The organism is Marinicauda sp. Alg238-R41 (genome assembly GCF_947331485.1).
GTDB classification, from domain to species: Bacteria; Pseudomonadota; Alphaproteobacteria; order Caulobacterales; family Maricaulaceae; genus Marinicauda; species Marinicauda pacifica.
Genome location: NZ_CAMZOJ010000002.1, coordinates 392,383 through 413,333, shown reverse-complemented (window position 1 = coordinate 413,333; position 20,951 = coordinate 392,383). Strand labels below are relative to the sequence as shown.

At 61.4% G+C, this 20,951-nt stretch carries 28 protein-coding genes; all 28 read right to left on the bottom strand.

The window, feature by feature from the left end; genetic code table 11:
* Window positions 1–165: 165 nt before the first annotated feature.
* The 28 genes from PGP17_RS10515 to rpoC all read right to left on the bottom strand — a co-directional run bounded on the left by PGP17_RS10515 (window position 166) and on the right by rpoC (window position 20,904).
* Window positions 166–729 carry an adenylate kinase gene (locus PGP17_RS10515; RefSeq protein ID WP_135945841.1) on the bottom strand — a complete coding sequence of 188 codons (564 nt, stop codon included), beginning with the start codon at window positions 727–729 and terminating at the stop codon, window positions 166–168.
* Complete coding sequence (gene secY, locus PGP17_RS10510) at window positions 726–2,078, bottom strand: preprotein translocase subunit SecY (RefSeq protein ID WP_135945842.1); 1,353 nt, start codon at window positions 2,076–2,078, stop codon at window positions 726–728. Before secY ends, PGP17_RS10515 begins: the two co-directional genes overlap by 4 nt.
* Before the next feature lie 77 nt (window positions 2,079–2,155).
* Window positions 2,156–2,638, bottom strand: coding sequence for a 50S ribosomal protein L15 (gene rplO, locus PGP17_RS10505; protein WP_135945843.1), 483 nt, complete (start codon window positions 2,636–2,638; stop codon window positions 2,156–2,158).
* 28 nt (window positions 2,639–2,666) lie between these two features.
* Window positions 2,667–2,861, bottom strand: coding sequence for a 50S ribosomal protein L30 (gene rpmD / locus PGP17_RS10500; protein WP_135945844.1), 195 nt, complete (start codon window positions 2,859–2,861; stop codon window positions 2,667–2,669).
* Window positions 2,862–2,871: 10 nt separating this feature from the next.
* Entirely contained in the window at window positions 2,872–3,453 is a 582-nt protein-coding gene (gene rpsE / locus PGP17_RS10495) for a 30S ribosomal protein S5 (RefSeq protein ID WP_135945845.1), read from the bottom strand.
* Between the two features lie 12 nt (window positions 3,454–3,465).
* Window positions 3,466–3,828 (bottom strand): 50S ribosomal protein L18, encoded by a 363-nt coding sequence (gene rplR / locus PGP17_RS10490; RefSeq protein ID WP_135945846.1) that lies wholly within the window; start codon window positions 3,826–3,828, stop codon window positions 3,466–3,468.
* An 11-nt stretch (window positions 3,829–3,839) separates the two neighbouring features.
* A complete protein-coding gene (rplF, locus tag PGP17_RS10485; protein ID WP_135945847.1) occupies window positions 3,840–4,373 on the bottom strand; it encodes a 50S ribosomal protein L6 in 534 nt (177 codons plus the stop codon).
* 12 nt (window positions 4,374–4,385) lie between these two features.
* On the bottom strand, window positions 4,386–4,784 hold the full coding sequence (gene rpsH / locus PGP17_RS10480; RefSeq protein ID WP_135945848.1) for a 30S ribosomal protein S8: 399 nt from the start codon (window positions 4,782–4,784) through the stop codon (window positions 4,386–4,388).
* A gap of 12 nt (window positions 4,785–4,796) precedes the next feature.
* Window positions 4,797–5,102: a 30S ribosomal protein S14 gene (gene rpsN, locus PGP17_RS10475; protein WP_135945849.1), complete on the bottom strand. Its 306-nt coding sequence runs from the start codon at window positions 5,100–5,102 to the stop codon at window positions 4,797–4,799.
* A gap of 50 nt (window positions 5,103–5,152) precedes the next feature.
* On the bottom strand, window positions 5,153–5,713 hold the full coding sequence (gene rplE, locus PGP17_RS10470; protein WP_270375272.1) for a 50S ribosomal protein L5: 561 nt from the start codon (window positions 5,711–5,713) through the stop codon (window positions 5,153–5,155).
* Window positions 5,706–6,020, bottom strand: coding sequence for a 50S ribosomal protein L24 (gene rplX, locus PGP17_RS10465; RefSeq protein WP_270375271.1), 315 nt, complete (start codon window positions 6,018–6,020; stop codon window positions 5,706–5,708). Before rplX ends, rplE begins: the two co-directional genes overlap by 8 nt.
* A gap of 2 nt (window positions 6,021–6,022) precedes the next feature.
* Window positions 6,023–6,391, bottom strand: coding sequence for a 50S ribosomal protein L14 (rplN, locus tag PGP17_RS10460; protein ID WP_135945852.1), 369 nt, complete (start codon window positions 6,389–6,391; stop codon window positions 6,023–6,025).
* Window positions 6,392–6,430: 39 nt separating this feature from the next.
* On the bottom strand, window positions 6,431–6,667 hold the full coding sequence (gene rpsQ / locus PGP17_RS10455) for a 30S ribosomal protein S17 (RefSeq protein ID WP_135945853.1): 237 nt from the start codon (window positions 6,665–6,667) through the stop codon (window positions 6,431–6,433).
* Window positions 6,668–6,670: 3 nt separating this feature from the next.
* The gene (gene rpmC / locus PGP17_RS10450) at window positions 6,671–6,874 is read right to left on the bottom strand and encodes a 50S ribosomal protein L29 (protein WP_135945854.1); all 204 of its coding nucleotides are present in this window, start codon (window positions 6,872–6,874) and stop codon (window positions 6,671–6,673) included.
* Window positions 6,871–7,299, bottom strand: a complete 429-nt coding sequence (gene rplP, locus PGP17_RS10445; protein ID WP_135945855.1) for a 50S ribosomal protein L16 — start codon at window positions 7,297–7,299, stop codon at window positions 6,871–6,873. Before rplP ends, rpmC begins: the two co-directional genes overlap by 4 nt.
* A 22-nt stretch (window positions 7,300–7,321) precedes the next feature.
* Entirely contained in the window at window positions 7,322–8,026 is a 705-nt protein-coding gene (gene rpsC, locus PGP17_RS10440) for a 30S ribosomal protein S3 (protein ID WP_135945856.1), read from the bottom strand.
* Window positions 8,026–8,406, bottom strand: a complete 381-nt coding sequence (gene rplV / locus PGP17_RS10435) for a 50S ribosomal protein L22 (protein WP_135945857.1) — start codon at window positions 8,404–8,406, stop codon at window positions 8,026–8,028. Before rplV ends, rpsC begins: the two co-directional genes overlap by 1 nt.
* 4 nt (window positions 8,407–8,410) lie before the next feature.
* The gene (gene rpsS, locus PGP17_RS10430; RefSeq protein ID WP_135945858.1) at window positions 8,411–8,689 is read right to left on the bottom strand and encodes a 30S ribosomal protein S19; all 279 of its coding nucleotides are present in this window, start codon (window positions 8,687–8,689) and stop codon (window positions 8,411–8,413) included.
* 15 nt (window positions 8,690–8,704) lie between these two features.
* On the bottom strand, window positions 8,705–9,541 hold the full coding sequence (rplB, locus tag PGP17_RS10425; protein WP_135945859.1) for a 50S ribosomal protein L2: 837 nt from the start codon (window positions 9,539–9,541) through the stop codon (window positions 8,705–8,707).
* Window positions 9,542–9,566: 25 nt separating this feature from the next.
* The gene (locus tag PGP17_RS10420) at window positions 9,567–9,860 is read right to left on the bottom strand and encodes a 50S ribosomal protein L23 (protein ID WP_135945860.1); all 294 of its coding nucleotides are present in this window, start codon (window positions 9,858–9,860) and stop codon (window positions 9,567–9,569) included.
* Window positions 9,860–10,498 carry a 50S ribosomal protein L4 gene (rplD, locus tag PGP17_RS10415; RefSeq protein WP_135945861.1) on the bottom strand — a complete coding sequence of 213 codons (639 nt, stop codon included), beginning with the start codon at window positions 10,496–10,498 and terminating at the stop codon, window positions 9,860–9,862. The genes PGP17_RS10420 and rplD overlap by 1 nt, the downstream gene beginning before the upstream one ends.
* Window positions 10,495–11,310 (bottom strand): 50S ribosomal protein L3, encoded by an 816-nt coding sequence (gene rplC, locus PGP17_RS10410; protein ID WP_135945862.1) that lies wholly within the window; start codon window positions 11,308–11,310, stop codon window positions 10,495–10,497. The genes rplD and rplC overlap by 4 nt, the downstream gene beginning before the upstream one ends.
* Window positions 11,311–11,314: 4 nt before the next feature.
* Complete coding sequence (gene rpsJ, locus PGP17_RS10405) at window positions 11,315–11,629, bottom strand: 30S ribosomal protein S10 (protein ID WP_135945863.1); 315 nt, start codon at window positions 11,627–11,629, stop codon at window positions 11,315–11,317.
* A 449-nt stretch (window positions 11,630–12,078) separates the two neighbouring features.
* Complete coding sequence (gene tuf / locus PGP17_RS10400; protein ID WP_135945864.1) at window positions 12,079–13,254, bottom strand: elongation factor Tu; 1,176 nt, start codon at window positions 13,252–13,254, stop codon at window positions 12,079–12,081.
* A 55-nt stretch (window positions 13,255–13,309) separates the two neighbouring features.
* Window positions 13,310–15,385 carry an elongation factor G gene (fusA, locus tag PGP17_RS10395; protein ID WP_270375270.1) on the bottom strand — a complete coding sequence of 692 codons (2,076 nt, stop codon included), beginning with the start codon at window positions 15,383–15,385 and terminating at the stop codon, window positions 13,310–13,312.
* Between the two features lie 35 nt (window positions 15,386–15,420).
* Window positions 15,421–15,891 (bottom strand): 30S ribosomal protein S7, encoded by a 471-nt coding sequence (gene rpsG / locus PGP17_RS10390; protein WP_135945866.1) that lies wholly within the window; start codon window positions 15,889–15,891, stop codon window positions 15,421–15,423.
* Window positions 15,892–15,903: 12 nt separating this feature from the next.
* On the bottom strand, window positions 15,904–16,275 hold the full coding sequence (rpsL, locus tag PGP17_RS10385) for a 30S ribosomal protein S12 (RefSeq protein ID WP_009801142.1): 372 nt from the start codon (window positions 16,273–16,275) through the stop codon (window positions 15,904–15,906).
* A gap of 414 nt (window positions 16,276–16,689) precedes the next feature.
* Window positions 16,690–20,904 (bottom strand): DNA-directed RNA polymerase subunit beta', encoded by a 4,215-nt coding sequence (gene rpoC / locus PGP17_RS10380; RefSeq protein WP_270375269.1) that lies wholly within the window; start codon window positions 20,902–20,904, stop codon window positions 16,690–16,692.
* Between the last annotated feature and the right edge of the window lie 47 nt (window positions 20,905–20,951).

Here is a 20,951-nt window from a genome sequence, read left to right as displayed (position 1 = left end):
GACCGGCAGGTGCAGCCAAAGACACTGCACACAGGGACGGCTCCGGCCCTTTTGAGCGAAGGGCGCTTCTTATAGTCTCAGCGTCCCTCCCGTCAACAGGGAGCGACGTGTTCTCTTTCAGTAGAAGCAGGCAGGCAGGACCGATCCCGCCGTATGCTTCCGGTTCTAGCGGCCAAGCGCCTTGTCGATGCTCGCCGCCACGTCTTCGACGCTACCCATGCCATCGACGTTCACCAGCTTGTCCTGGCTCTCGTAATACGGAATGAGCGGCGCTGTCTCGGCTTCATAGGTGTCGAGACGATTCTTAAACACTTCCACCGTGTCGTCGGGACGGCCCTCTTCCTTCGCGCGCTTTTCAACACGCCGGGTGAGCTCGTCCGGATCGACATCGAGCCGGATAACCACGTCGATCTTCTTGCCACGGCTTTCCAGCACCTTGTCCAGGGCTTCAGCCTGGGCAATCGTCCTCGGGAAGCCGTCAAAGATCGCACCGCCGGCGGCTTCGGCATCCGGCAGGCGCTCTTCGATCAGAGCGATGACGATCTCGTCAGAGACCAGATCGCCGCGATCGATGATCGCGGAAACCTGCTTGCCGAGTTCCGTTCCGGCCTTGCGCGCAGCGCGCAGCATGTCACCGGTAGACAGATGAACCCAGCCGTACTCGTTCACGAGGCGCTTGGCTTGAGTGCCTTTGCCTGCGTTCGGCGGTCCGAACAGAATAACGTTCATCGCTTGCGCCCCCGCAGCTTCGTCTTCTTGATCAATCCCTCATACTGGTGCGCCAGCAAGTGAGACTGAATCTGTGTCACGGTGTCGAGGGTGACCGAAACGACGATCAGCACCGCCGTGCCACCGATATAGAAGGGAATACCTGGCGCCTGGGCCCGAAGCACTTCGGGAAAGACGCAGACAATCGTCAGATAGCCGGCACCGATGACCGTCAGGCGCGAGAGCACGTAATCAAGATACTCGGCGGTCCGCTTGCCAGGACGAATTCCTGGCAGGAAGCCCCCATGCTTGCGAAGGTTCTCGGCCGTGTCTTCCGGATTGAACACGATCGATGTGTAGAAGAAGCAGAAGAAGATGATGAGTCCGGCGTAGAAAGCAATAAAGAGCGGTTGGCCCGGGCCCAGCAGTGCGGCGACCGTGCGAAGCCACTCCGGTCCCCCGCCCTGTGCCGTGAAGCCCGCGATGGTCTGGGGCAGGAACAGCAGCGAGGATGCGAAGATCGCGGGAATGACGCCGGCCGTGTTCAGCTTCAGCGGCAGGAAGCTGGATTCGCCACCCATCATGCGGTTGCCCACCTGACGCTTGGGATATTGAACCAGCAGGCGGCGCTGAGCGCGCTCGATGAAGACCACAAACACCAGCACAGCCAGCATCAGCAGCAGCGCCACCAGAATCGTGCCGCCCCCGATCGTGCCTTCCTCGCCTTGAGCCAGCAGGCCGAACAAGGCCCGCGGCATCTCGGCAATGATGCCGGCGAAGATGATCAGCGAGACGCCGTTACCGACACCGCGCGCAGTGATCTGCTCACCCAGCCACAGCAGGAACATCGTTCCGCCGACGAGGGTAACCACAACCGTTATGCGGAAGAACCAGCCCGGATCGACGGCCGCCGAGACGCCGGACGAGTTGACCTGCTCCATACCGATCGCCAGAGCGAAGGCCTGCACAGCGGCAAGCAGCACGGTCAGATAGCGCGAATACTGGTTGATCTGCTTGCGGCCCTGTTCGCCGCCTTCCTTCTTCATGCGCTCCAGGCTCGGCACGGTGGCCGCCATGAGCTGCATGATGATGGATGCCGAGATATAGGGCATGACGTTGAGGGCGAAAATCGCCATCCGCTCAACGGCGCCACCGGCAAAGATATTCAGATTTCCGAGGATTCCGCCCTGCTGGTTTTCCCAAGTCTGGCGGAAGACTTCCGGATCGATCCCGGGAATCGGAACATAGGTCCCGATCCGGTAGATCACCAGAACCAGAAGAGTGAAGAGAATGCGCTTCTGAAGCTCTTTCGCCTGGGCGAAAGAGGCAAAATTCATATTGCGTGCGAGCTGTTCTGCAGCAGACGCCATGAGTTCAGATCACTCCATCCGGGCGGAAGACACGGTAACGACGAGCTTCCATGTAGGAAGCTCGTCGCCGCGTTACATTAGTCTTTGCTGTCGCTCTTGGCCGGAATCAGCACGGTGACCTTGCCACCGGCTTTTTCGACCGCAGCAAGCGCCGGCTTGGAGCCGCCCGCAACTACGAGATCCAGCTTGGCCTTCAGCTCGCCACCGCCGATCACGCGCACGCCGTCGAGGGCGCGGCGCACGACGCCGGCTTCGACCAGGGCAGCCGCATCAACGGTCTTGGTCGTATCCAGCTTCTTGGCATCGACAGCCGTCTGCAAGCGTTCAAGCGTGACTTCGGCATAACGCGCCCGGTTCGGCTTGGTGAAGCCGCGCTTGGGCAGACGTTGATGGAGCGGCATTTGACCGCCTTCGAAGCCCTTGATGGCTACACCGGAACGAGATTTCTGGCCTTTAACGCCACGTCCGCCGGTCTTGCCCTTGCCCGAGCCGATGCCGCGACCGACGCGGGTACGCTCTTTGACGGCGCCCGGATTGTCGCGCAGTTCGTTCAGACGCATGGGAGTACTCCTTTATCGAAGCAGCGGCCTAGCCGCGCTCCTCGACGATTTCGACCAGGTGGGAGACCTTGGCGATCATCCCGCGAATGGCCGGTGTGTCTTCCAGCTCGCGCTGCTTGCCGATCCGGCCGAGGCCGAGACCGACGAGCGTCTGAAGCTGAGTCTTGGGGCGCCGGGTCGAACTACCGGTCTGGCGCACGATGAGGGTGGTTTTCTTCGCCATCATCTACCCCTTAAGACTCAATCGCTTCAGGCGCCGAAGCACCGTCGCGGCGGCGGTTGGCAATGTCGCCCACCTTGAGGCCCCGCTTGGAAGCCACCGTACGCGGGCTTTCCTGCGCCTTCAGCGCTTCCAGCGTCGCGCGGATCATGTTGTACGGGTTCGACGAACCGGTGGATTTGGCCACCACGTCTTGAACACCGAGACTTTCCAGGATCGCACGCATCGGACCGCCGGCGATAACACCGGTACCCGGAGGCGCAGAACGCAGGATCACCTTGCCTGCACCCCAACGGCCCTTGCCGTCATGGTGCAAAGTGCGGCCCTCGCGCAGCGGAATGCGGACCATCGTCTTCTTGGCTTCCTCGGTCGCCTTGCGGATGGCTTCCGGCACTTCACGCGCCTTGCCCTGGCCAAAGCCGACACGGCCCTTCTGGTCGCCGACAACGGCGAGAGCGGCGAACTGGAAATTCCGCCCGCCTTTAACCGTCTTGGCAACGCGGTTGATGTGGACGAGCTTGTCGACGAGTTCGTCGCCCTGCTCATCATCACGGTCTTTGCGCCTGCCGCGACCGCGCTCCTGATCTCGAGCCATGCGTCGCCTCCCTTAGAATTGCAGGCCGCCCTCACGGGCGGCGTCGGCGAGCGCTTTGATGCGCCCATGATAAATATAGCCGCCCCGGTCGAACACGACCTCGGTCAGGCCCTTGGCTTTCGCACGCTCGGCGACCAGCTTGCCGACACGCTCGGCCAGCTCGACCGTCGCACCGGTGGCGGCGTCGCCGGCCACGTCTTTTTCCAGAGTAGAGGCGGCAGCAAGGGTCACGCCTTTGCTGTCGTCGATGATCTGGGCATAGATGTGCTTCGACGAACGGTAGACCGACAGGCGCGGACGCCCATTGGCCAGTTTTTTCAGCCGCGTGCGTGTGCGCTGGGCGCGGCGTTGCATCTTCTCGCGTGAGGATTTCATCGCCTGCGTCCTTACTTCTTCTTGCCTTCTTTCCGGCGAACATACTCGTCGGAATATTTGATACCCTTGCCCTTGTAGGGCTCCGGCGGACGGAAATCCCGGATTTCCGCAGCGGTCTGGCCGACCACCTGCTTGTCGGGACCTTCGATCTTGATCTCCGTCGGCTTCGGGGTGGCAATCTTGATGCCATTGCGCGGCGTGTAGACCACGTCGTGGGAGAGACCGAGCGACAACTTCAGATCGTTGCCCTGCATCTGCGCGCGGTAACCGACGCCGATCAGCTCCAGGTCGCGCGTGAAGCCTTGCGTCACACCGTGAACCATATTGGAAATCGTCGCACGCGTGGTGCCCCACATCGCGCGGGACTCCTTGCTTTCGTCGGCCGGCTGGACGGTGATCCCGTCATCGCCATGTTCGACCGCAACGTTGCGCGGCAACGCGAAGCTCAGCTCACCCTTCGGGCCCTTGACCTGGATTACCGCGTTGTTGATCGCGGCACTGACGCCAGAGGGGATTTCGACGGGAAGTTTGCCTAAACGAGACATTCAAATCTCCCCTTAGCTGATGTGGCAGAGAATCTCGCCACCCACATTCGCTTCGCGCGCGGCCGCGTCGCTCATCACACCCATCGGCGTGGAGACGATCGCGATCCCGAGCCCGTTGCGAACGAGGGGCAGATCTCTGACCTTGCGATACTCGCGGCGGCCCGGTTTGGACACGCGCTTGATATCGCTGATAACGGAGGAACCTTCGAAGTACTTCAGTTCGATTTCGAACTCTTTGAAGCCCTTCACATCGGACGTTTCGGAATAGCCGCGGATGAAGCCTTCTTCCAGCAGCACATCAAGAACGCGCTGACGCAGCTTCGAAGCCGGGGTGCGAACGCTGGACCGGTGGCGCATCAGCGCATTCCGGATACGGGTCAGCATATCGCCGAGCGGATCAATCATCGACATGAGTCCCTCTCCCTACCAGCTCGACTTGACCATGCCCGGGATAAACCCGTGGCTGGCCAGTTGACGCAGCGCGATGCGCGACATCTTCAGCTTGCGATAATAACCACGCGGCCGACCGCTGACTTCACAGCGATTCCGGATGCGCGTGGGCGCGGAATTGCGCGGAAGCTCGGCGAGCTTCAGCTGCGCGGCGAAACGCTCGTCAACCGGGCGTTCGGTGTCGCGCGCAATCGCCTTGAGACGCTCACGCTTGGCTTCGTACTGCTTTGCGAGTTTGCGGACGCGTTGGTTGCGTTCGACTGCACTCTTCTTAGCCATTCATCAATCTCCTGCGTGCGGACTCACCACGAGCCCGCGTTCCTGCTGCGTTAGTTCGAGAACGGGAAATCGAACTCGGCCAGCAGGGCCTTCGCTTCTTCATCGGTCTTGGCCGTGGTGCAAACCACGATGTCCATACCGCGGATCTTCTCGACCTTGTCGTAGTCGATTTCGGGGAACACGATATGCTCTTTCAGGCCCATCGCGTAATTGCCCCCGCCATCGAAGCTCTTGCCGTTCAGGCCGCGGAAGTCGCGGACGCGCGGCAGAGCGATCGTGATAAGGCGATCGAGAAACTCGAACATCCGATCCTTGCGAAGGGTCACCTTCGCGCCGATCAGCTGCTCTTCACGAAGCTTGAAGCCGGCGATGGACTTCTTCGCTTTGGTCGCGACGGGCTTCTGACCGGAGATCGCTTGCAGATCGGCCAGCGCGCCCTGGATCTTCTTGGAGTCCTGGGCCGCTTCGCCGACACCGAAGTTGATCACGACTTTCTCGAGCCGCGGAATCTCCATCGGATTGCTGTAGCCAAACTTCTCCTGAAGGCTCTTGCGAATCTCTTCGCGGTAGCGCGCTTTCAGGCGTGGTTCGTATTGAGCGACGTCAGACATCGATCACCTCGCCGGATTTCTTCGCGATCCGAACCTTCTTGCCACCCTCGACCTTGAAACCGACGCGTGTCGGCTCACCGGTCTTGGGGTCGGCGATCGCCACATTGGAGATCTGGATCGGAGCTTCTTTTTCTTCGATACCGCCGGCCTGGGCCTGCGTCGGGCGCTGATGGCGCTTGACCATGTTGACCCCGGAGACAAACACCCGGCCTTCGCTCGGCACCACTTTGGATACCGTGCCGGTCTTGCCTTTGTCGCGGCCGGTCAGAACGACGACCTTATCGCCCTTTTTGATCTTGGCAGCCATGACTACAGCACCTCCGGAGCCAGCGAGACGATCTTCATGTGTTGCTTGGCCCGCAATTCGCGCGGGACCGGGCCGAAGATACGCGTGCCCAGAGGCTCGTTGCTCTGGTTGAGAAGAACCGCGGCGTTGTTGTCGAAGCGGATCACGCTACCGTCGCGGCGTTTGATGTCCGCAGCGGTACGCACCACGACGGCCTTGCGCACGTCGCCTTTCTTCACCCGACCCTTCGGCGAGGCTTCTTTTACAGAGACGACAATAATGTCGCCGACGCGCGCATAACGCCGCTTCGCTCCGCCCAGTACTTTGATGCACTGCACACGGCGGGCGCCGGAGTTATCGGCCACGTCCAGATTAGTTTGCATCTGGATCATCGTGATCCTCCATAGATCAGGATGGTCTTCGAGGACGGCTTACGCCTGGTCCGCGACGACCTCCCACCGTTTGAGCTTCGACTTCGGCGCGCACTCCTGGATCAGGACCTTGTCGCCAATCTTCTTCACGCCCGCTTCGTCGTGGGCATGATACTTCTTCGAGCGGCGCACGGTCTTGCGCAGCAGCGGGTGCAGGAAGGTCCGTTCGACACGGACGATCACCGTCTTCGCCTGCTTGTCGCTGACCACGGTGCCTTGCAGAATTCGCTTCGGCATCGCCTAGCTCCCTTGGGCTTGCAGCGCGCGACGACGGATATCCGTCTTCAGTCGGGCAATGTCCTTGCGGATATGCCCGAAGCGCGCGGTGTTCTCCAGCTGGCCGGTGGCCGCCTGGAAACGCAGGTTGAAATGCTCTTTCTTCAGCTTGAGGAGTTCGTCCTGCAGCTGGTCATCGCTCAGAGCGCGAACGTCTTCGGGTTTCATCGCGCTGCCTCCTGTTCGCCCGGACGGGTCACGACCTTGGTCTTGATCGGAAGTTTGGCAGCCCCAAGACGCAGCGCCTCGCGCGCAACGTCTTCAGGCACGCCGTCGATCTCGAACATGATCCGGCCCGGCTTCACTTTGGCCACCCAAAATTCCGGGGAGCCTTTACCTTTACCCATCCGGACTTCAGTCGGTTTCTTCGAAACCGGAAGATCCGGAAATACGCGAATCCACACGCGGCCGGCCCGTTTCATGTGACGGGTGATGGCGCGGCGGGTCGCCTCGATTTGACGCGCGGTAACCCGCTCCGGCTCAACAGCCTTCAGGCCGTAAGAACCGAAATTGAGGGTGAAGCCGCCCTTGGCATTACCGTGAATGCGCCCCTTGTGCGCCTTCCGGTATTTCGTGCGCTTCGGTTGAAGCATGGCTTAACTCCTACCTCGAACTCTAGGCTGCGGCGCGGCCCGAACGGGCGCGCTGCTCACCGGTTTCCTGAAGACGGCGTTCGGACGCCATCGGATCGTGCTCGAGGATCTCGCCTTTGTAGATCCAGACCTTCACGCCGATGATGCCCATCGCGGTCATCGCTTCGGCAAAGCCGTAATCGATGTCCGCACGCAGCGTGTGAAGCGGGATAGAGCCCTCGTGGTATTGCTCAACGCGGGCAATTTCCGCTCCGCCAAGACGGCCGCTGCACATGATCCGGCACCCGAGGGCACCCATGCGCATCGTCGTTTGCAGCGAACGCTTCATGGCACGGCGGAACGCAACGCGGCGCTCAAGCTGCTGAGCGATGGATTCGGCCACCAGGTTGGCATCGGTCTCCGGCTTGCGAACCTCGACCAGGTTGAGGAAAACCTCACCACTGGTCATCTTCATCAGTTCGCGGCGCAGCTTCTCGATGTCCGAGCCCTTCTTGCCAATCACGACACCCGGACGTGCGGTGTGAATGGTCACACGGCACTTCTTGTGGGGCCGCTCGATGACAATCTTGGAGACCGAAGCATTCTTCAGACGGTCGTGAAGAAAGCGGCGGATTTTCAGATCTTCGTGCAGAAGCTCGGCATATTCCTCACCTTGAGCAAACCACCGGCTTTCCCAAGTGCGGTTGATGCCAAGGCGCAGGCCGATCGGATTGACCTTCTGACCCATTATGCGGCCTCCTCAACTTCGCGGACGACGATCGTGAGTTCGGAGAACGGCTTCAGGATGCGAGCACCCCGACCGCGCGCCCGCGCACGGAACCGCTTCATAACGATGTTCTTGCCGACATAGGCCTCGGCCACGACCAGAGAGTCGATGTCGAGACCGTGATTGTTCTCAGCGTTCGCGATCGCGGACTCAAGAACCTTCTTGACGTCGTCGGCAATGCGCTTGCGCGAGAAGGTAAGATCGTTGAGGGCGCGCTCGACCGGCTTACCGCGGATCATGGACGCGACCAGGTTCAGCTTCTGAGGGCTGATCCGGATCATACGCTGCTTGGCGCGAGCCTCATTGTCCGCGACGCGGCGGGGATTGGTTGACTGTCCCATCGCGCTACTTCCTCTTGGCTTTCTTGTCCGCCGCGTGACCGTAGTAGGTCCGCGAAGGCGCGAATTCGCCGAGCTTGTGGCCGACCATGTCTTCGGACACCAGCACAGGCACGAACTTGTTGCCGTTGTGAACCTGGAAGGTCAGACCCACGAATTGCGGCATGATTGTCGAGCGGCGCGACCAAGTCTTGATGGCCTGCTTACGACCACCCTCATGGGCGGCGTCCGCTTTCTTCAGGAGGTATCCGTCGACGAACGGACCTTTCCAGACAGAACGGGGCATAGCTAGCGCGCTCCCTTAGCGTTTCTTGCGCTCGTGGCGCGAGCGAATGATGAACTTGTCGGTGCCTTTGTTCTTGCGCGTCTTGCGACCCTTGGTCGGCTTGCCCCACGGGGTCACCGGGTGACGGCCACCAGAGGTGCGACCCTCACCACCACCGTGCGGGTGGTCGACCGGGTTCATCGCGACGCCGCGAACGGCAGGACGGCGGCCCAGATGGCGATTACGGCCGGCCTTGCCCAGGTTCTGGTTCATATGATCCGGATTGGACACCGCGCCAACCGTCGCCACACAATCCTGATGAACCATGCGCAACTCGCCGCTCATCAGGCGCACCTGGGCATAACCGGCGTCGCGGCCGACCAGCTGAGCGTACGCGCCGGCAGAACGCGCGATCTGACCACCCTTGAGCGGCTTCATCTCGACATTGTGCACGATCGTACCCACCGGCATGGAGCGCAGCGGCATGCAATTGCCCGGCTTCACGTCGACGCGCTGGCCCGCAAGGACCGTGTCACCGACACCCAGACGCTGCGGCGCCAGGATATAGGCAATCTCACCGTCTTCATACTTGATCAGTGCGATAAACGCCGAACGGTTGGGATCGTATTCCAGGCGCTCGACCGTGGCGGGCACATCCCACTTGGTCCGCTTGAAATCGATGACGCGATAGAGGCGCTTCGCACCGCCCCCGCGACGGCGAGCCGTCACGCGGCCGGTGTTATTGCGGCCACCATTTTTACGCAGACCTTCGACGAGCGTCTTTTCCGGACGACCGGAATAGAGTTCCTCGCGGTTGACCAGAACCAGCGAACGGCGGCCCGGCGAAGTCGGCTTGAATGTCTTCAGTGCCATGTGTGTCTTCCTTCTGCCAGACGCCCTAGAGGCCCGTCGTGACGTCGATCGAGTGGCCCTCTTCGAGGGTCACGACCGCTTTTTTCACATCGGTACGCCGGCCGACGATGCCGCGGAAGCGCTTGGTCTTGCCCTTGGTGATCAGCGTATTCACCGCCTTCACCTTGACCTTGAACAGCTCTTCCACCGCCTCGGCGATGTCCTTCTTGGTCGCATCGAGCGGCACGCGAAAGACGACCTTGTTGTCCTCGGACAGAAGAGTCGACTTCTCGGTGATCACCGGCGCGACGATGGTGTCGTAATGACGCGGAGCGGGCATCACGCGTTCTCCCGCGGCTGGAGCCGCTCGTTGATCTTTTCAACGGCCGCTTTGGTCAGGACCAGCGTGTCCCGGCGCAGCACGTCGTAAACATTGAGACCTTGCGCCGGCAGCACATCCACATTCGGAATGTTGCGCGCGGCGCGGGCGAAGTTTTCGTCCAGCGTCTCGCCGTCGATGATCAGCGCATTCTTCAGCCCGATCTTGCCGAACGCCTCGAGCAGCGCCTTCGTCTTCGGAGCGTCGAGCTTGGCCTCATCGAGAATGATGAGGCTCGAACCGCCGACCTTGGACGACAGCGCGTGCTTCAGAGCAAGCATTCGAACCTTCTTGGGAAGCTCGGTCGCGTGCGAGCGAACCCGCGGACCATGCGCCTTGCCACCACCCACGAAGATCGGTGCACGGCGCGAACCGTGACGCGCGCCGCCAGTACCCTTCTGGCGATACATCTTCTTTGTGGTGCGGCTGATCTCGTTACGCTCAAGTGCCTTGTGCGTACCGGCCTGGCGACGCGACAGCTGCCACTTCACGGCACGCTGAAGGATGTCGCCGCGGATCTCCTCGATGCCGAAAATCGCATCGTCGAGATCGACCGAGCCGGCCTTGCCGGCATCGAGCTTGATCACGTCGATCTTCATAACTTGGATTCTCCTTCGCCGGAGGTGTCGGCGGCGGCGTCGACCTGATCTTCGGTCGGCGCGCCTTCAGCCACCATGTCGGCCTGTTCAGAGCCCGGCTCCGGACTGTCGACTTCGCCGGCAGCCTTGAACTGGCCCGGGAAAGGCAGATCCTCGGCCTTCACACCTTTGACAGCGTCGCGCACCTCGACCCAGCCACTGGCCGAGCCCGGAACCGCGCCACGCACCCAAAGGATGCCGCGTTCGGCGTCGATACGAACGACTTCGAGATTCTGGACCGTGACGCGCTCGGCACCGAGGTGGCCGGCCATCTTCTTGCCTTTGAAGACCTTGCCCGGATCCTGGCACTGACCGGTCGAACCGTGGGAACGGTGAGAGATCGACACGCCGTGCGAGGCGCGCAGACCACCAAAGTTCCAACGCTTCATGCCACCGGCAAAGCCCTTGCCGATCGAAGTGCCCGCGACATCGACCTTCTGGCCGACGGCGAAATGATCCGCGGTCAACGTGGAGCCTGCGTCGATGAGCGCATCGTCGCTCACACGAAACTCAAGCACCTTGCGCTTGGGTTCGACGCTGGACTTGGCGAAGTGGCCGCGCATCGCCTTGGACGTGCGCTTGGCTTTCGCCGCACCGGCACCGAGCTGCAGCGCGGTGTAACCGTCGCGCTCAGCGGTTCGCTGCGCGACTACCTGCACATTGTCCATGTGCAGCACGGTAACGGGCACGTGATTGCCGTCCTCGGAGAAGATACGGGTCATACCGACCTTCTTCGCCAGAACGCCCGTGCGTAGCTGTTGAGCCTGGCTCATGGTCTTAAGCTCCCAGCTTGATCTCGACGTCGACGCCAGCAGACAGGTCGAGCTTCATCAGCGCGTCCACTGTCTGCGGCGTCGGGTCAACGATATCCAGGACGCGCTTGTGAGTGCGCATCTCGAACTGCTCGCGAGATTTCTTGTCGATGTGCGGACCCCGCAGCACCGTGAACTTTTCGATCCGCGTCGGCAGCGGGATCGGCCCGCGTACCGCCGCGCCAGTGCGCTTCGCCGTGGAAACGATCTCCCGCGCGGACGAATCCAGCACGCGGTGATCGAAAGCCCGGAGGCGGATGCGAATGTTTTGTTGTGCCATCGATCCGGTCCCAACAATGCGCGCGAGCCAGACCACAGACCTCTATGGCCCACGGCAGCTCACGCCAAATCCAAATTTTGCGTTTCATGGAGCTGCGTTTGCACTCGGCACGGCCAGCCCGCTCAGAAGGACGGTGGGATACTCTTCCCCGTCGGTTCCGTCAACACCCTGCAACGTAATTAGGCTCTTCGTCGGCAGCCAGTTGCGCAGCTGAACACTTCCTAGCACCCCATTTTAACATGGAAGGCCCGCACAGGGCCCTTCAACCGGGGTTGAGGCGCAGCAACGCCTGGCAGAAGACTGGCGCATCAATGGTGATTCTCTACCAGAGGTCCGCCCGAGAACTCCTGTTTCGCCTTCGGTCTATCCCGCTCATCGCAAAGAAAAAGGGCGGCTGCCATGTGACAGCCGCCCTGGTTCGATCGTGTCGCCTGGTGAGGCGGCGCGATTTACTCGATGATCTTGGACACCACGCCGGCGCCGACCGTACGACCGCCTTCACGGATGGCGAAGCGCAGCTTCTCTTCCATCGCGATCGGCTGGATCAGCTCGACATTCACTTCCACATTGTCGCCCGGCATCACCATCTCGGTGCCCTCTTTCAAGGTCACCACGCCGGTCACGTCCGTCGTGCGGAAGTAGAATTGCGGACGATAGTTGGAGAAGAACGGCGTGTGACGCCCGCCCTCTTCCTTCGTCAGGATGTAGGCCTCGGCCTCGAACTTCTTGTGCGGCTTGATCGAGCCGGGCTTGCACAGCACCTGGCCGCGCTCCACGCCCTCGCGGTCGATACCGCGCAGCAGAAGACCCACATTGTCGCCCGCCTGGCCCTGGTCGAGCAGCTTGCGGAACATCTCAACGCCCGTGCACGTCGTCTTGACCGTGTCGCGGATACCCACGATCTCGATCTCGTCGCCCACCTTCACGATGCCGCGCTCGATACGACCGGTCACAACCGTGCCCCGGCCCGAAATCGAGAACACATCCTCGATCGGCATCAGGAATTCACGGTCGATCGGGCGTTCCGGGGTCGGGATGAACTCGTCCACAGCCGCCATCAGCTCGCGGATCTTGTTCTCGCCGATCTCGGGATCACGCCCTTCCATCGCCGCCAGCGCAGAGCCGGCCACGATCGGAATGTCGTCGCCCGGGAAATCGTACGAGGACAGAAGCTCGCGCACTTCCATCTCGACCAGCTCGAGCAGCTCTTCGTCGTCGACCTGGTCAACCTTGTTCAGGAACACGACCAGAGCCGGAACGCCAACCTGGCGCGCCAGCAGGATGTGCTCGCGCGTCTGCGGCATCGGGCCGTCGGCCGCGTTGACCACCAGGATCGCGCCGTCCATCTGCGCCGCGCCCGTGATCATGTTCTTCACGTAGTCGGCGTGGCCCGGGCAATCGACGTGCGCGTAGTGACGACCCTCGGTCTCGTACTCGACGTGAGCCGTCGAGATCGTGATCCCGCGCGCCTTCTCTTCGGGCGCACCGTCAATCTGGTCATAGGCGCGAAAATCGCCGAAATACTTCGTAATCGCCGCCGTCAGCGTCGTCTTGCCATGGTCAACGTGACCAATCGTGCCGATGTTCGCGTGCGGCTTCGTGCGTGCAAACTTTTCCTTAGCCATCTTTAGTCTCGCTCTTCTGGCGTCGTTTATTCAGGGGCCTGGTCCGCCAACCGGATCAGGCGATTTTCGAGATAACCTCGTCGGCCACCGCTTGGGGAACCGGCGCATAGTGGTCGAACTGCATCGTGAACTGGGCGCGACCCTGAGTGGCCGAGCGCAGGTTGTTCACGTAGCCGAACATGTTGGCGAGCGGCACCATCGCGTTCACGACAGTTGCGTTGCCGCGCATCTCCTGGTCGCGGATCTGGCCGCGGCGGGAGTTCAGATCGCCGATGACCGAACCGGTATAGTCGTCCGGGGTCACAACTTCGACCTTCATGACAGGCTCAAGCAGCTTGATCTTCATCTGCGGCTTCGCTTCGCGCATCGCGCCACGGGCGGCGATTTCGAAGGCCAGGACGCTGGAGTCCACGTCGTGGTAGGCACCGTCGACCAGAGTCACCGAGAAGTCGATGAGGGGGAACCCGGCCAACAGACCATTGTGCCGGATCGACTCGATGCCCTTTTCAACACCCGGAATGTATTCCTTGGGCACCGAACCACCAACGATCTTGGACTCAAACTTGTAGCCTTCGCCCGGCTCGTTAGGCGTGATCTGCAGCTTGATGCGGGCGAACTGACCCGAACCACCCGACTGCTTCTTGTGGGTGTAATCGATTTCGCAAGGCACACCGACGGTTTCACGATAGGCCACCTGAGGCGCGCCGACGTTCGCTTCGACCTTGAACTCACGCTTCATACGATCAACCAGGATGTCGAGGTGAAGCTCGCCCATACCGGCAATGATCGTCTGACCGGACTCTTCGTCGGTCGACATGCGGAAGGACGGGTCCTCGGCCGCGAGGCGCTGAAGCGCAACACCAAGCTTTTCCTGGTCCGCCTTCGACTTCGGCTCAATGGCCAGCTCGATCACCGGCTCCGGGAATTCCATCCGCTCAAGAATGACAGGCTTTGCCGGATCACAGAGCGTATCACCCGTGGTCGTGTCCTTCAGGCCCGCGATGGCGACGATATCGCCTGCGAAGGCTTCCTTGATGTCTTCGCGCGAATTGGAGTGCATCAGCAGCATGCGGCCGATGCGTTCCTTCTTGTCTTTCACCGTATTCAACAGCGAAGTGCCCGTCTCGACCTTGCCCGAATAGATGCGGCAGAAGGTGAGCGTGCCCACGAAGGGATCGTTCATGATCTTGAAGGCCAGGAGCGCGGTCGGCTCATCATCGGAGGACCGGCGCTTGGTCTCTTCCTCGGTCTTCGGATCGATGCCGCGAATGTCGAGCACGTCGACCGGCGACGGCAGGTAATCGACAACCGCGTCAAGCATCGGCTGGACGCCCTTGTTCTTGAACGCCGACCCGCACAAGACCGGGTTGAACTTCAGGCCGATTGTACCCTTCCGGACAAGCTCAATAAGCTTCTCGTAAGACGGCTCTTCGCCAGCAAGATAAGCCTCCATGGCCTCATCGTCCTGCTCGACGGCAGTCTCGACGAGCAGCTCGCGGTATTCCGCAGCCTGGTCGGCGAGGTCGGCCGGGATTTCTTCCTCACGGAAGGTGGCGCCCAGATTCTCGGCTTCCCAGATGACCGCCTTCATCTTGAGCAGGTCGATCAGACCTTCGAACTCGTTTTCCGCACCGATCGGCAGCTGCGTAACAAGCGGAGTAGCGCCGAGGCGATCCTTGATCATCTTGATGCAGTTGAAGTAGTCGGCGCCCAGCTTGTCCATCTTGTTGACGAAGATGATGCGCGGGACCTTGTACTTGTCACCCTGGCGCCAGACCGTTTCCGTCTGCGGCTCGACCCCGGCGTTCGCGTCCAGACAGCAAACCGCACCATCGAGCACACGCAGCGAACGCTCGACTTCAATGGTGAAGTCGACGTGTCCGGGCGTGTCGATGATGTTCAGACGCTTGTTCCGCCAGAAGGTCGTGGTCGCAGCAGACGTGATCGTGATGCCGCGTTCCTGCTCCTGCTCCATCCAGTCCATGGTGGCCGCGCCGTCATGGACCTCACCGATTTTGTGCGACTTGCCCGTGTAGTACAGGATGCGTTCGGTCGTGGTCGTCTTGCCGGCATCGATGTGCGCCATGATGCCGAAATTACGATAGTCTTCGATCTTATAGTCGCGGGGCATTGGGGAGGTCCTTTAACGTCGGCCCGGGCAGTATCTTACCAGCGGTAGTGCGAGAAGGCGCGGTTGGCTTCGGCCATGCGGTGCGTGTCTTCACGCTTCTTCACCGCGGTACCGCGATTGGACGATGCATCCATCAACTCGGCGGCCAGACGCTCGCGCATCGTGTTTTCATTACGCCCGCGAGCAGCGGCAGCAAGCCAGCGAATGGCCAGCGCCTTGCGACGGTCCGGACGCACCTCGACGGGAACCTGGTAGGTCGCACCACCCACACGGCGCGAACGCACCTCGATTTCCGGAGCAACGTTTTCGAGCGCCTCGTGGAAGACCCGCACAGGCTCACGCTTGGCCTTGCCTTCAACGATCTCAAGCGCACCGTACACGATACTCTCGGCGGCCGATTTCTTGCCGTCGTGCATCATGTAATTCATGAACTTGGTCAGATCGCGATCGCCGAACTTCGGGTCCGGGAAGATTTCGCGCTTCTCTGCGCGGTGACGACGGGACATCCCTGTCTCTCCTTATTTCGGACGCTTGGCGCCGTATTTCGAACGACGCTGACGGCGATCCTTGACGCCCTGGGTATCCAGCACGCCGCGAAGAATGTGATAACGCACGCCGGGAAGGTCCTTCACACGGCCGCCGCGGATGAGAACCACGGAGTGCTCTTGAAGGTTATGGCCCTCGCCGGGGATGTAGCTCACGACTTCGTAGCCATTGGTCAAACGGACCTTGGCCACTTTACGAAGAGCCGAGTTCGGCTTCTTCGGGGTCGTGGTGTACACGCGCGTACACACACCACGGCGCTGCGGGCAGGCCTGAAGGGCCGGCACCTTGTTACGCTTGGGCTTATCTTTCCGCGGCTTGCGGATGAGCTGATTGACTGTGGGCATCCCGCTCTTGTCCGTTCCTAATCCCGCTAGGGCGTTGCCACCGTCTTCAAGCAGCGAACGCGTAAAACCGATCTTGGACGAGAGCGTATCCCCCGGCCGCGATCGGATCCAAATTGTCTCGTTGTTTCGGGCGACGTCTAATCGGCGCACGGGGCGCGGATTACGGCTCGCCTCCGAAAACGAGCGCGGAACCTACTGGCGTGACTCGCTTCCGTCAAGCGGGGTGTGGAGGGGATAATGCATAGCCCCGCCCCCGGCCAAATCCGGCGCTCTTCAAGCCCCCTCACCTTCGCCAGCAACGCCCGGTCCAGCAAGGCGGCCGGACTGGCTTGAAGCTTGTTTTGACAACGAAAACAGAAAAAAGCCCCGGCCAGATGACCGGGGCTCATTTCATTCAGCGTACAGCCTGATCGATCAGGATTCGCTCTTTTCCTGCTCGGCCGCTTCCTCGATTTCGGCGGGGAGAGCCTCCGCGCCGGTGGCCGTGGCACTTTCCTGTTCTTCGAGACGATCCCTGTCGCGCTTGTCCGCTACTGACTGGTAGTCCCGCATAACTCCCCCGGTGCCAGCCGGTATCAGACGACCAACAATCACGTTCTCCTTCAGACCCTCGAGCATGTCGACCTTGCCCTGGATCGAGGCTTCGGTGAGCACGCGGGTGGTCTCCTGGAAGGAGGCCGCCGAGATGAAGGAACGGGTCTGCAGGCTCGCCTTGGTGATCCCGAGCAGGACCGGCTCGCCGGTCGCGGGCTTCTTCTTCTCCTTGACCAGTTTCTCATTGGTCTCGAGGAACTCGACCTTGTCGACGTGCTCGCCGGCCAGGAAGTGCGTGTCGCCGGGATCGCCGACTTCCATCTTCTGCAGCATCTGACGCACGATCACTTCGATATGCTTGTCGTTGATCGGCACGCCCTGCAGTCGATAGACCTCCTGGATCTCGTTGATCAGGTAGCTGGCCAGCGGCTCGACACCCAGAATGCGCAGGATGTCGTGAGGCGCCGGGTTGCCGTCCATGAGGTATTCACCCCGCTGGATGACATCGCCTTCCTGGACCGTCAGGTGCTTGCCTTTGGGCACCAGGTATTCGACGGCTTCGGCATCCTCGCCTTCCGGCGTGATCTTGATCTTGCGCTTGTTCTTGTAGTCGCGGCCGAATTCCACACGACCGGTCATCTCCGCGATGATGGCGTGGTCCTTCGGACGACGGGCTTCGAACAGCTCGGCCACACGCGGCAGACCGCCGGTGATGTCGCGCGTCTTCGCCCCTTCGGTCGGAATACGCGCGATGATGTCGCCCGGCTTCACCTCGTCCCCGTCGGAGATCGACAGGATGGCTCCCACCGACAGCATGTAGTTGGCCGGAGAGCCGCTCGGCAGCTTGACCGGATCGCCGCTCTCGTCGCTGACCACGATCGCCGGCTGGATGGAGCCCGACTTCGAAGTCGTGCCGCGCCAGTCGATGACGACCTTGGACGCAATACCGGTGGCTTCGTCGGTCTCTTCCTTCACCGAGATGCCCTCGAGCACGTCGATGAATTTCACCTTGCCGCCAACCTCGGTCACGATCGGAACCGTGTACGGGTCCCACTCGACCAGGCGCTGACCGCGCTTGACGGTTTCACCGTCATCGACGCGCAGCTTGGAGCCGTACTGGAGCTTGTAGGTCTCGCGCTCCTTGCCTTCGGAATCCACGATCGCAATCTGCATGTTGCGGCTCATGACGATGAAGGCGCCTTCGGAGTTCTGCACCGTGGAGCGATCCTTGAAGACGATCTTGCCTTCGTGGGTCGCTTCGATGAAGGACTGCTCGGACACCTGGGCCGTGCCGCCGATGTGGAAGGTCCGCATCGTCAGCTGGGTGCCCGGCTCGCCGATCGACTGGGCTGCGATCACGCCGATCGCCTCGCCCATATTGACCTTCGTGCCGCGCGCCAGGTCGCGCCCGTAGCAGGTGGCGCAGACGCCAAGGCGGGTCTCGCACGTGAGCGGCGAGCGCACCTTGACCGAAACAACGCCGGCCTTCTCGATCGCCGCGCACAGATTCTCGTCGAGATAGGCATCCCGCGTGGCGAGGATCTCGCCGGTTTGCGGGTCCTTGACCTCTTCGGCCGTATTGCGGCCGAGAATGCGCGTGGACAGGCCGGTAACGACTTCGCCGCCATCGACGACCGCGCTCATCTCGATGCCTTCCTCGGTGCCGCAATCGTCCTCGTTGACGATGCAGTCCTGAGCCACGTCGACAAGACGGCGGGTCAGATAACCGGAGTTGGCGGTCTTCAGCGCGGTATCGGCCAGGCCTTTACGCGCGCCGTGGGTGGAGTTGAAGTATTCAAGGACGGTCAGACCTTCCTTGAAGTTCGAGATGATCGGCGTCTCGATGATCGAGCCGTCCGGACGGGCCATCAGGCCACGCATCCCGGCGAGCTGCTTCATCTGGTTCTTCGAACCCCGCGCGCCGGAGTGGGCCATCATGTAGACCGAGTTCACCTCGCCCTCACGGCCGTCCTTGCCGGGCATGGGCTTGGAAATCTCGTCCATCATGGCGTCGGCCACCTTGTCGGTGCACTTCGCCCAGGCATCGACGACCTTGTTGTACTTCTCACCCTTGGTGATCAGGCCATCGACATATTGCTGTTCGTAGTCGGCCACCAGCGAGCGGGTTTCGCCAACCAGATCGGCCTTGGCATCGGGGATCAGCATGTCGTCCTTGCCGAACGAAATGCCCGCCCGCGCGGCTTCCTTGAAGCCGAGCGCCATGATCTGGTCGCAGAAGATCACCGTCGCCTTCTGACCGGTGTGGCGATAGACCTGATCGATCAGGTTACCGATCGCCTTCTTGGTCAGAAGCTCGGCGAGCATGTCCGGGTTGAGCAGCTTGTGCTTGGGCAGATGCTCAAGCACTTTCATGCGGCCCGGCGTCGTGTCGATCACGGAGACCTTCTCGTTGCCTTCCGAATCCACGCCCTCGTAGCGCGCCTTGATCTTGGTGTGCAGCGTGATGACGCCGGCATCCAGGGCCGCGTCGATTTCGGCCATGGAGCCGAAGATCATGCCCTCGCCCGGCTCGCCGTCCTTGGAGATCGACAGGTAGTAGAGACCGAGCACGATGTCCTGCGACGGGACGATAATCGCCTTGCCGTTCGCAGGCGACAGGATGTTGTTCGTCGACATCATCAGCACGCGCGCTTCGAGCTGAGCTTCGAGGCTCAGCGGCACGTGCACAGCCATCTGGTCACCGTCGAAGTCGGCGTTGAACGCGGCGCACACCAGCGGGTGAAGCTGGATGGCCTTGCCTTCGATCAGTTTGGGCTCGAACGCCTGAATGCCGAGACGGTGCAGCGTCGGCGCGCGGTTCAGAAGAACCGGGTGCTCGCGAATGACCTCGTCCAGCACGTCCCAGACCTCGGGACGCTCTTTTTCGACCAGTTTCTTCGACTGCTTGACGGTGCCCGACAGACCCTTGGCGTCGAGACGCGCATAGATGAAGGGCTTGAACAGCTCGAGCGCCATCTTCTTGGGCAGGCCGCACTGGTGCAGCTTCAGGTCCGGGCCGACCACGATGACCGAACGGCCCGAATAGTCGACGCGCTTGCCCAGAAGGTTCTGGCGGAAGCGGCCCTGCTTGCCTTTGAGCATATCGGCGAGCGATTTCAGCGGACGCTTGTTCGCACCCGTGATCACCCGGCCGCGGCGGCCATTGTCGAACAGGGCGTCGACGGACTCCTGCAGCATCCGCTTTTCGTTACGGATGATGATGTCCGGCGCCCGCAGCTCGATCAGGCGCTTGAGGCGGTTATTCCGGTTGATGACGCGGCGATAGAGATCGTTGAGATCCGACGTCGCGAACCGGCCGCCGTCCAGCGGGACGAGCGGGCGCAGTTCCGGCGGAATCACCGGAACGACCGTCATGATCATCCACTCGGGACGGTTTTTCGACGTCATGAAGGATTCGACGATCTTCAGGCGCTTGGAAAGCTTCTTCAGCTTCAGCTCCGAGCCCGTCTCCTTCATGTCCTCGCGCATGCGCTCGGCTTCTTTTTCAAGGTCCATCGCGATGAGAATTTCGCGGATGGCCTCGGCACCGATGCCGGCGGTGAACGCGTCGTCGCCGTACTCGTCGACCGCTTCGTAATATTCCTCTTCCGTCAGCAGCTGGTTCTGCTGCATCGGGGTGAGGCCCGGTTCGGTCACGATATAGCTCTCGAAGTAGAGCACGCGCTCCACATCCTTGAGGGCCATGTCCAGGATCAGCGAAATCCGGGAGGGAAGCGACTTGAGGAACCAGATGTGGGCAACCGGGGCCGCCAGTTCGATGTGGCCCATGCGCTCACGGCGCACGCGCTGAAGCGTCACTTCGACGCCGCACTTCTCGCAGACGATGCCCTTGTACTTGATGCGCTTATACTTGCCGCACAGGCACTCATAGTCTTTCACCGGACCGAAAATGCGGGCGCAGAACAGGCCGTCGCGCTCCGGCTTGAAGGTCCGGTAGTTGATGGTCTCGGGCTTCTTCACTTCGCCGTAGGACCAGGAGAGGATCTTCTCCGGGCTGGACAGCGAAATCCGGATCCGGTCGAAGGACGGGCCTTCGGCGGACGGGTTGAAGATATTCATGACCTCTTGGTTCATGGTCCGTCTCCTTGACGGTAGCGGCGGCGGAGCCTGTTGGAGGGGAG

Excerpts from the sequence above, each read along its gene's own strand:
- rpoC (WP_270375269.1), bottom strand. The coding sequence starts at position 20,904 with ATGAACCAAGAGGTCATGAATATCTTCAACCCGTCCGCCGAAGGCCCG.
- rpsJ (WP_135945863.1), bottom strand. The coding sequence starts at position 11,629 with ATGGCACAACAAAACATTCGCATCCGCCTCCGGGCTTTCGATCACCGC.
- rplC (WP_135945862.1), bottom strand. The coding sequence starts at position 11,310 with ATGAGCCAGGCTCAACAGCTACGCACGGGCGTTCTGGCGAAGAAGGTC.
- PGP17_RS10515 (WP_135945841.1), bottom strand. The coding sequence starts at position 729 with ATGAACGTTATTCTGTTCGGACCGCCGAACGCAGGCAAAGGCACTCAA.
- tuf (WP_135945864.1), bottom strand. The coding sequence starts at position 13,254 with ATGGCTAAGGAAAAGTTTGCACGCACGAAGCCGCACGCGAACATCGGC.
- rplD (WP_135945861.1), bottom strand. The coding sequence starts at position 10,498 with ATGAAGATCGACGTGATCAAGCTCGATGCCGGCAAGGCCGGCTCGGTC.
- rpsS (WP_135945858.1), bottom strand. The coding sequence starts at position 8,689 with ATGCCCCGTTCTGTCTGGAAAGGTCCGTTCGTCGACGGATACCTCCTG.
- rplB (WP_135945859.1), bottom strand. The coding sequence starts at position 9,541 with ATGGCACTGAAGACATTCAAGCCGACTTCGCCGGGCCGCCGTTCGCTG.
- fusA (WP_270375270.1), bottom strand. The coding sequence starts at position 15,385 with ATGCCCCGCGACTATAAGATCGAAGACTATCGTAATTTCGGCATCATG.
- rplF (WP_135945847.1), bottom strand. The coding sequence starts at position 4,373 with ATGTCTCGTTTAGGCAAACTTCCCGTCGAAATCCCCTCTGGCGTCAGT.
- rplX (WP_270375271.1), bottom strand. The coding sequence starts at position 6,020 with ATGGCTGCCAAGATCAAAAAGGGCGATAAGGTCGTCGTTCTGACCGGC.
- rpsE (WP_135945845.1), bottom strand. The coding sequence starts at position 3,453 with ATGGCTCGAGATCAGGAGCGCGGTCGCGGCAGGCGCAAAGACCGTGAT.
- rplO (WP_135945843.1), bottom strand. The coding sequence starts at position 2,638 with ATGCGTCTGAACGAACTGCGCGACAATCCGGGCGCCGTCAAAGAGCGT.
- rpmC (WP_135945854.1), bottom strand. The coding sequence starts at position 6,874 with ATGAAACCCGAAGACGTTCGCGCTCTGAGCGATGACCAGCTGCAGGAC.
- rplR (WP_135945846.1), bottom strand. The coding sequence starts at position 3,828 with ATGAAATCCTCACGCGAGAAGATGCAACGCCGCGCCCAGCGCACACGC.
- PGP17_RS10420 (WP_135945860.1), bottom strand. The coding sequence starts at position 9,860 with ATGCCCGCTCCGCGTCATTACGACACCATCGTCGCGCCGGTGATCACC.
- rpsL (WP_009801142.1), bottom strand. The coding sequence starts at position 16,275 with ATGCCCACAGTCAATCAGCTCATCCGCAAGCCGCGGAAAGATAAGCCC.
- rplV (WP_135945857.1), bottom strand. The coding sequence starts at position 8,406 with ATGGGACAGTCAACCAATCCCCGCCGCGTCGCGGACAATGAGGCTCGC.
- rpsN (WP_135945849.1), bottom strand. The coding sequence starts at position 5,102 with ATGGCTAAGAAGAGTGCAGTCGAACGCAACCAACGCGTCCGCAAACTC.
- rpsQ (WP_135945853.1), bottom strand. The coding sequence starts at position 6,667 with ATGCCGAAGCGAATTCTGCAAGGCACCGTGGTCAGCGACAAGCAGGCG.
- secY (WP_135945842.1), bottom strand. The coding sequence starts at position 2,078 with ATGGCGTCTGCTGCAGAACAGCTCGCACGCAATATGAATTTTGCCTCT.
- rplP (WP_135945855.1), bottom strand. The coding sequence starts at position 7,299 with ATGCTTCAACCGAAGCGCACGAAATACCGGAAGGCGCACAAGGGGCGC.
- rpsC (WP_135945856.1), bottom strand. The coding sequence starts at position 8,026 with ATGGGTCAGAAGGTCAATCCGATCGGCCTGCGCCTTGGCATCAACCGC.
- rplE (WP_270375272.1), bottom strand. The coding sequence starts at position 5,713 with ATGTCTGACGTCGCTCAATACGAACCACGCCTGAAAGCGCGCTACCGC.
- rpsG (WP_135945866.1), bottom strand. The coding sequence starts at position 15,891 with ATGTCCCGTCGTCACCGCGCAGAGAAGCGCGAAATCTTCCCGGACCCG.
- rplN (WP_135945852.1), bottom strand. The coding sequence starts at position 6,391 with ATGATCCAGATGCAAACTAATCTGGACGTGGCCGATAACTCCGGCGCC.
- rpsH (WP_135945848.1), bottom strand. The coding sequence starts at position 4,784 with ATGTCGATGATTGATCCGCTCGGCGATATGCTGACCCGTATCCGGAAT.
- rpmD (WP_135945844.1), bottom strand. The coding sequence starts at position 2,861 with ATGGCGAAGAAAACCACCCTCATCGTGCGCCAGACCGGTAGTTCGACC.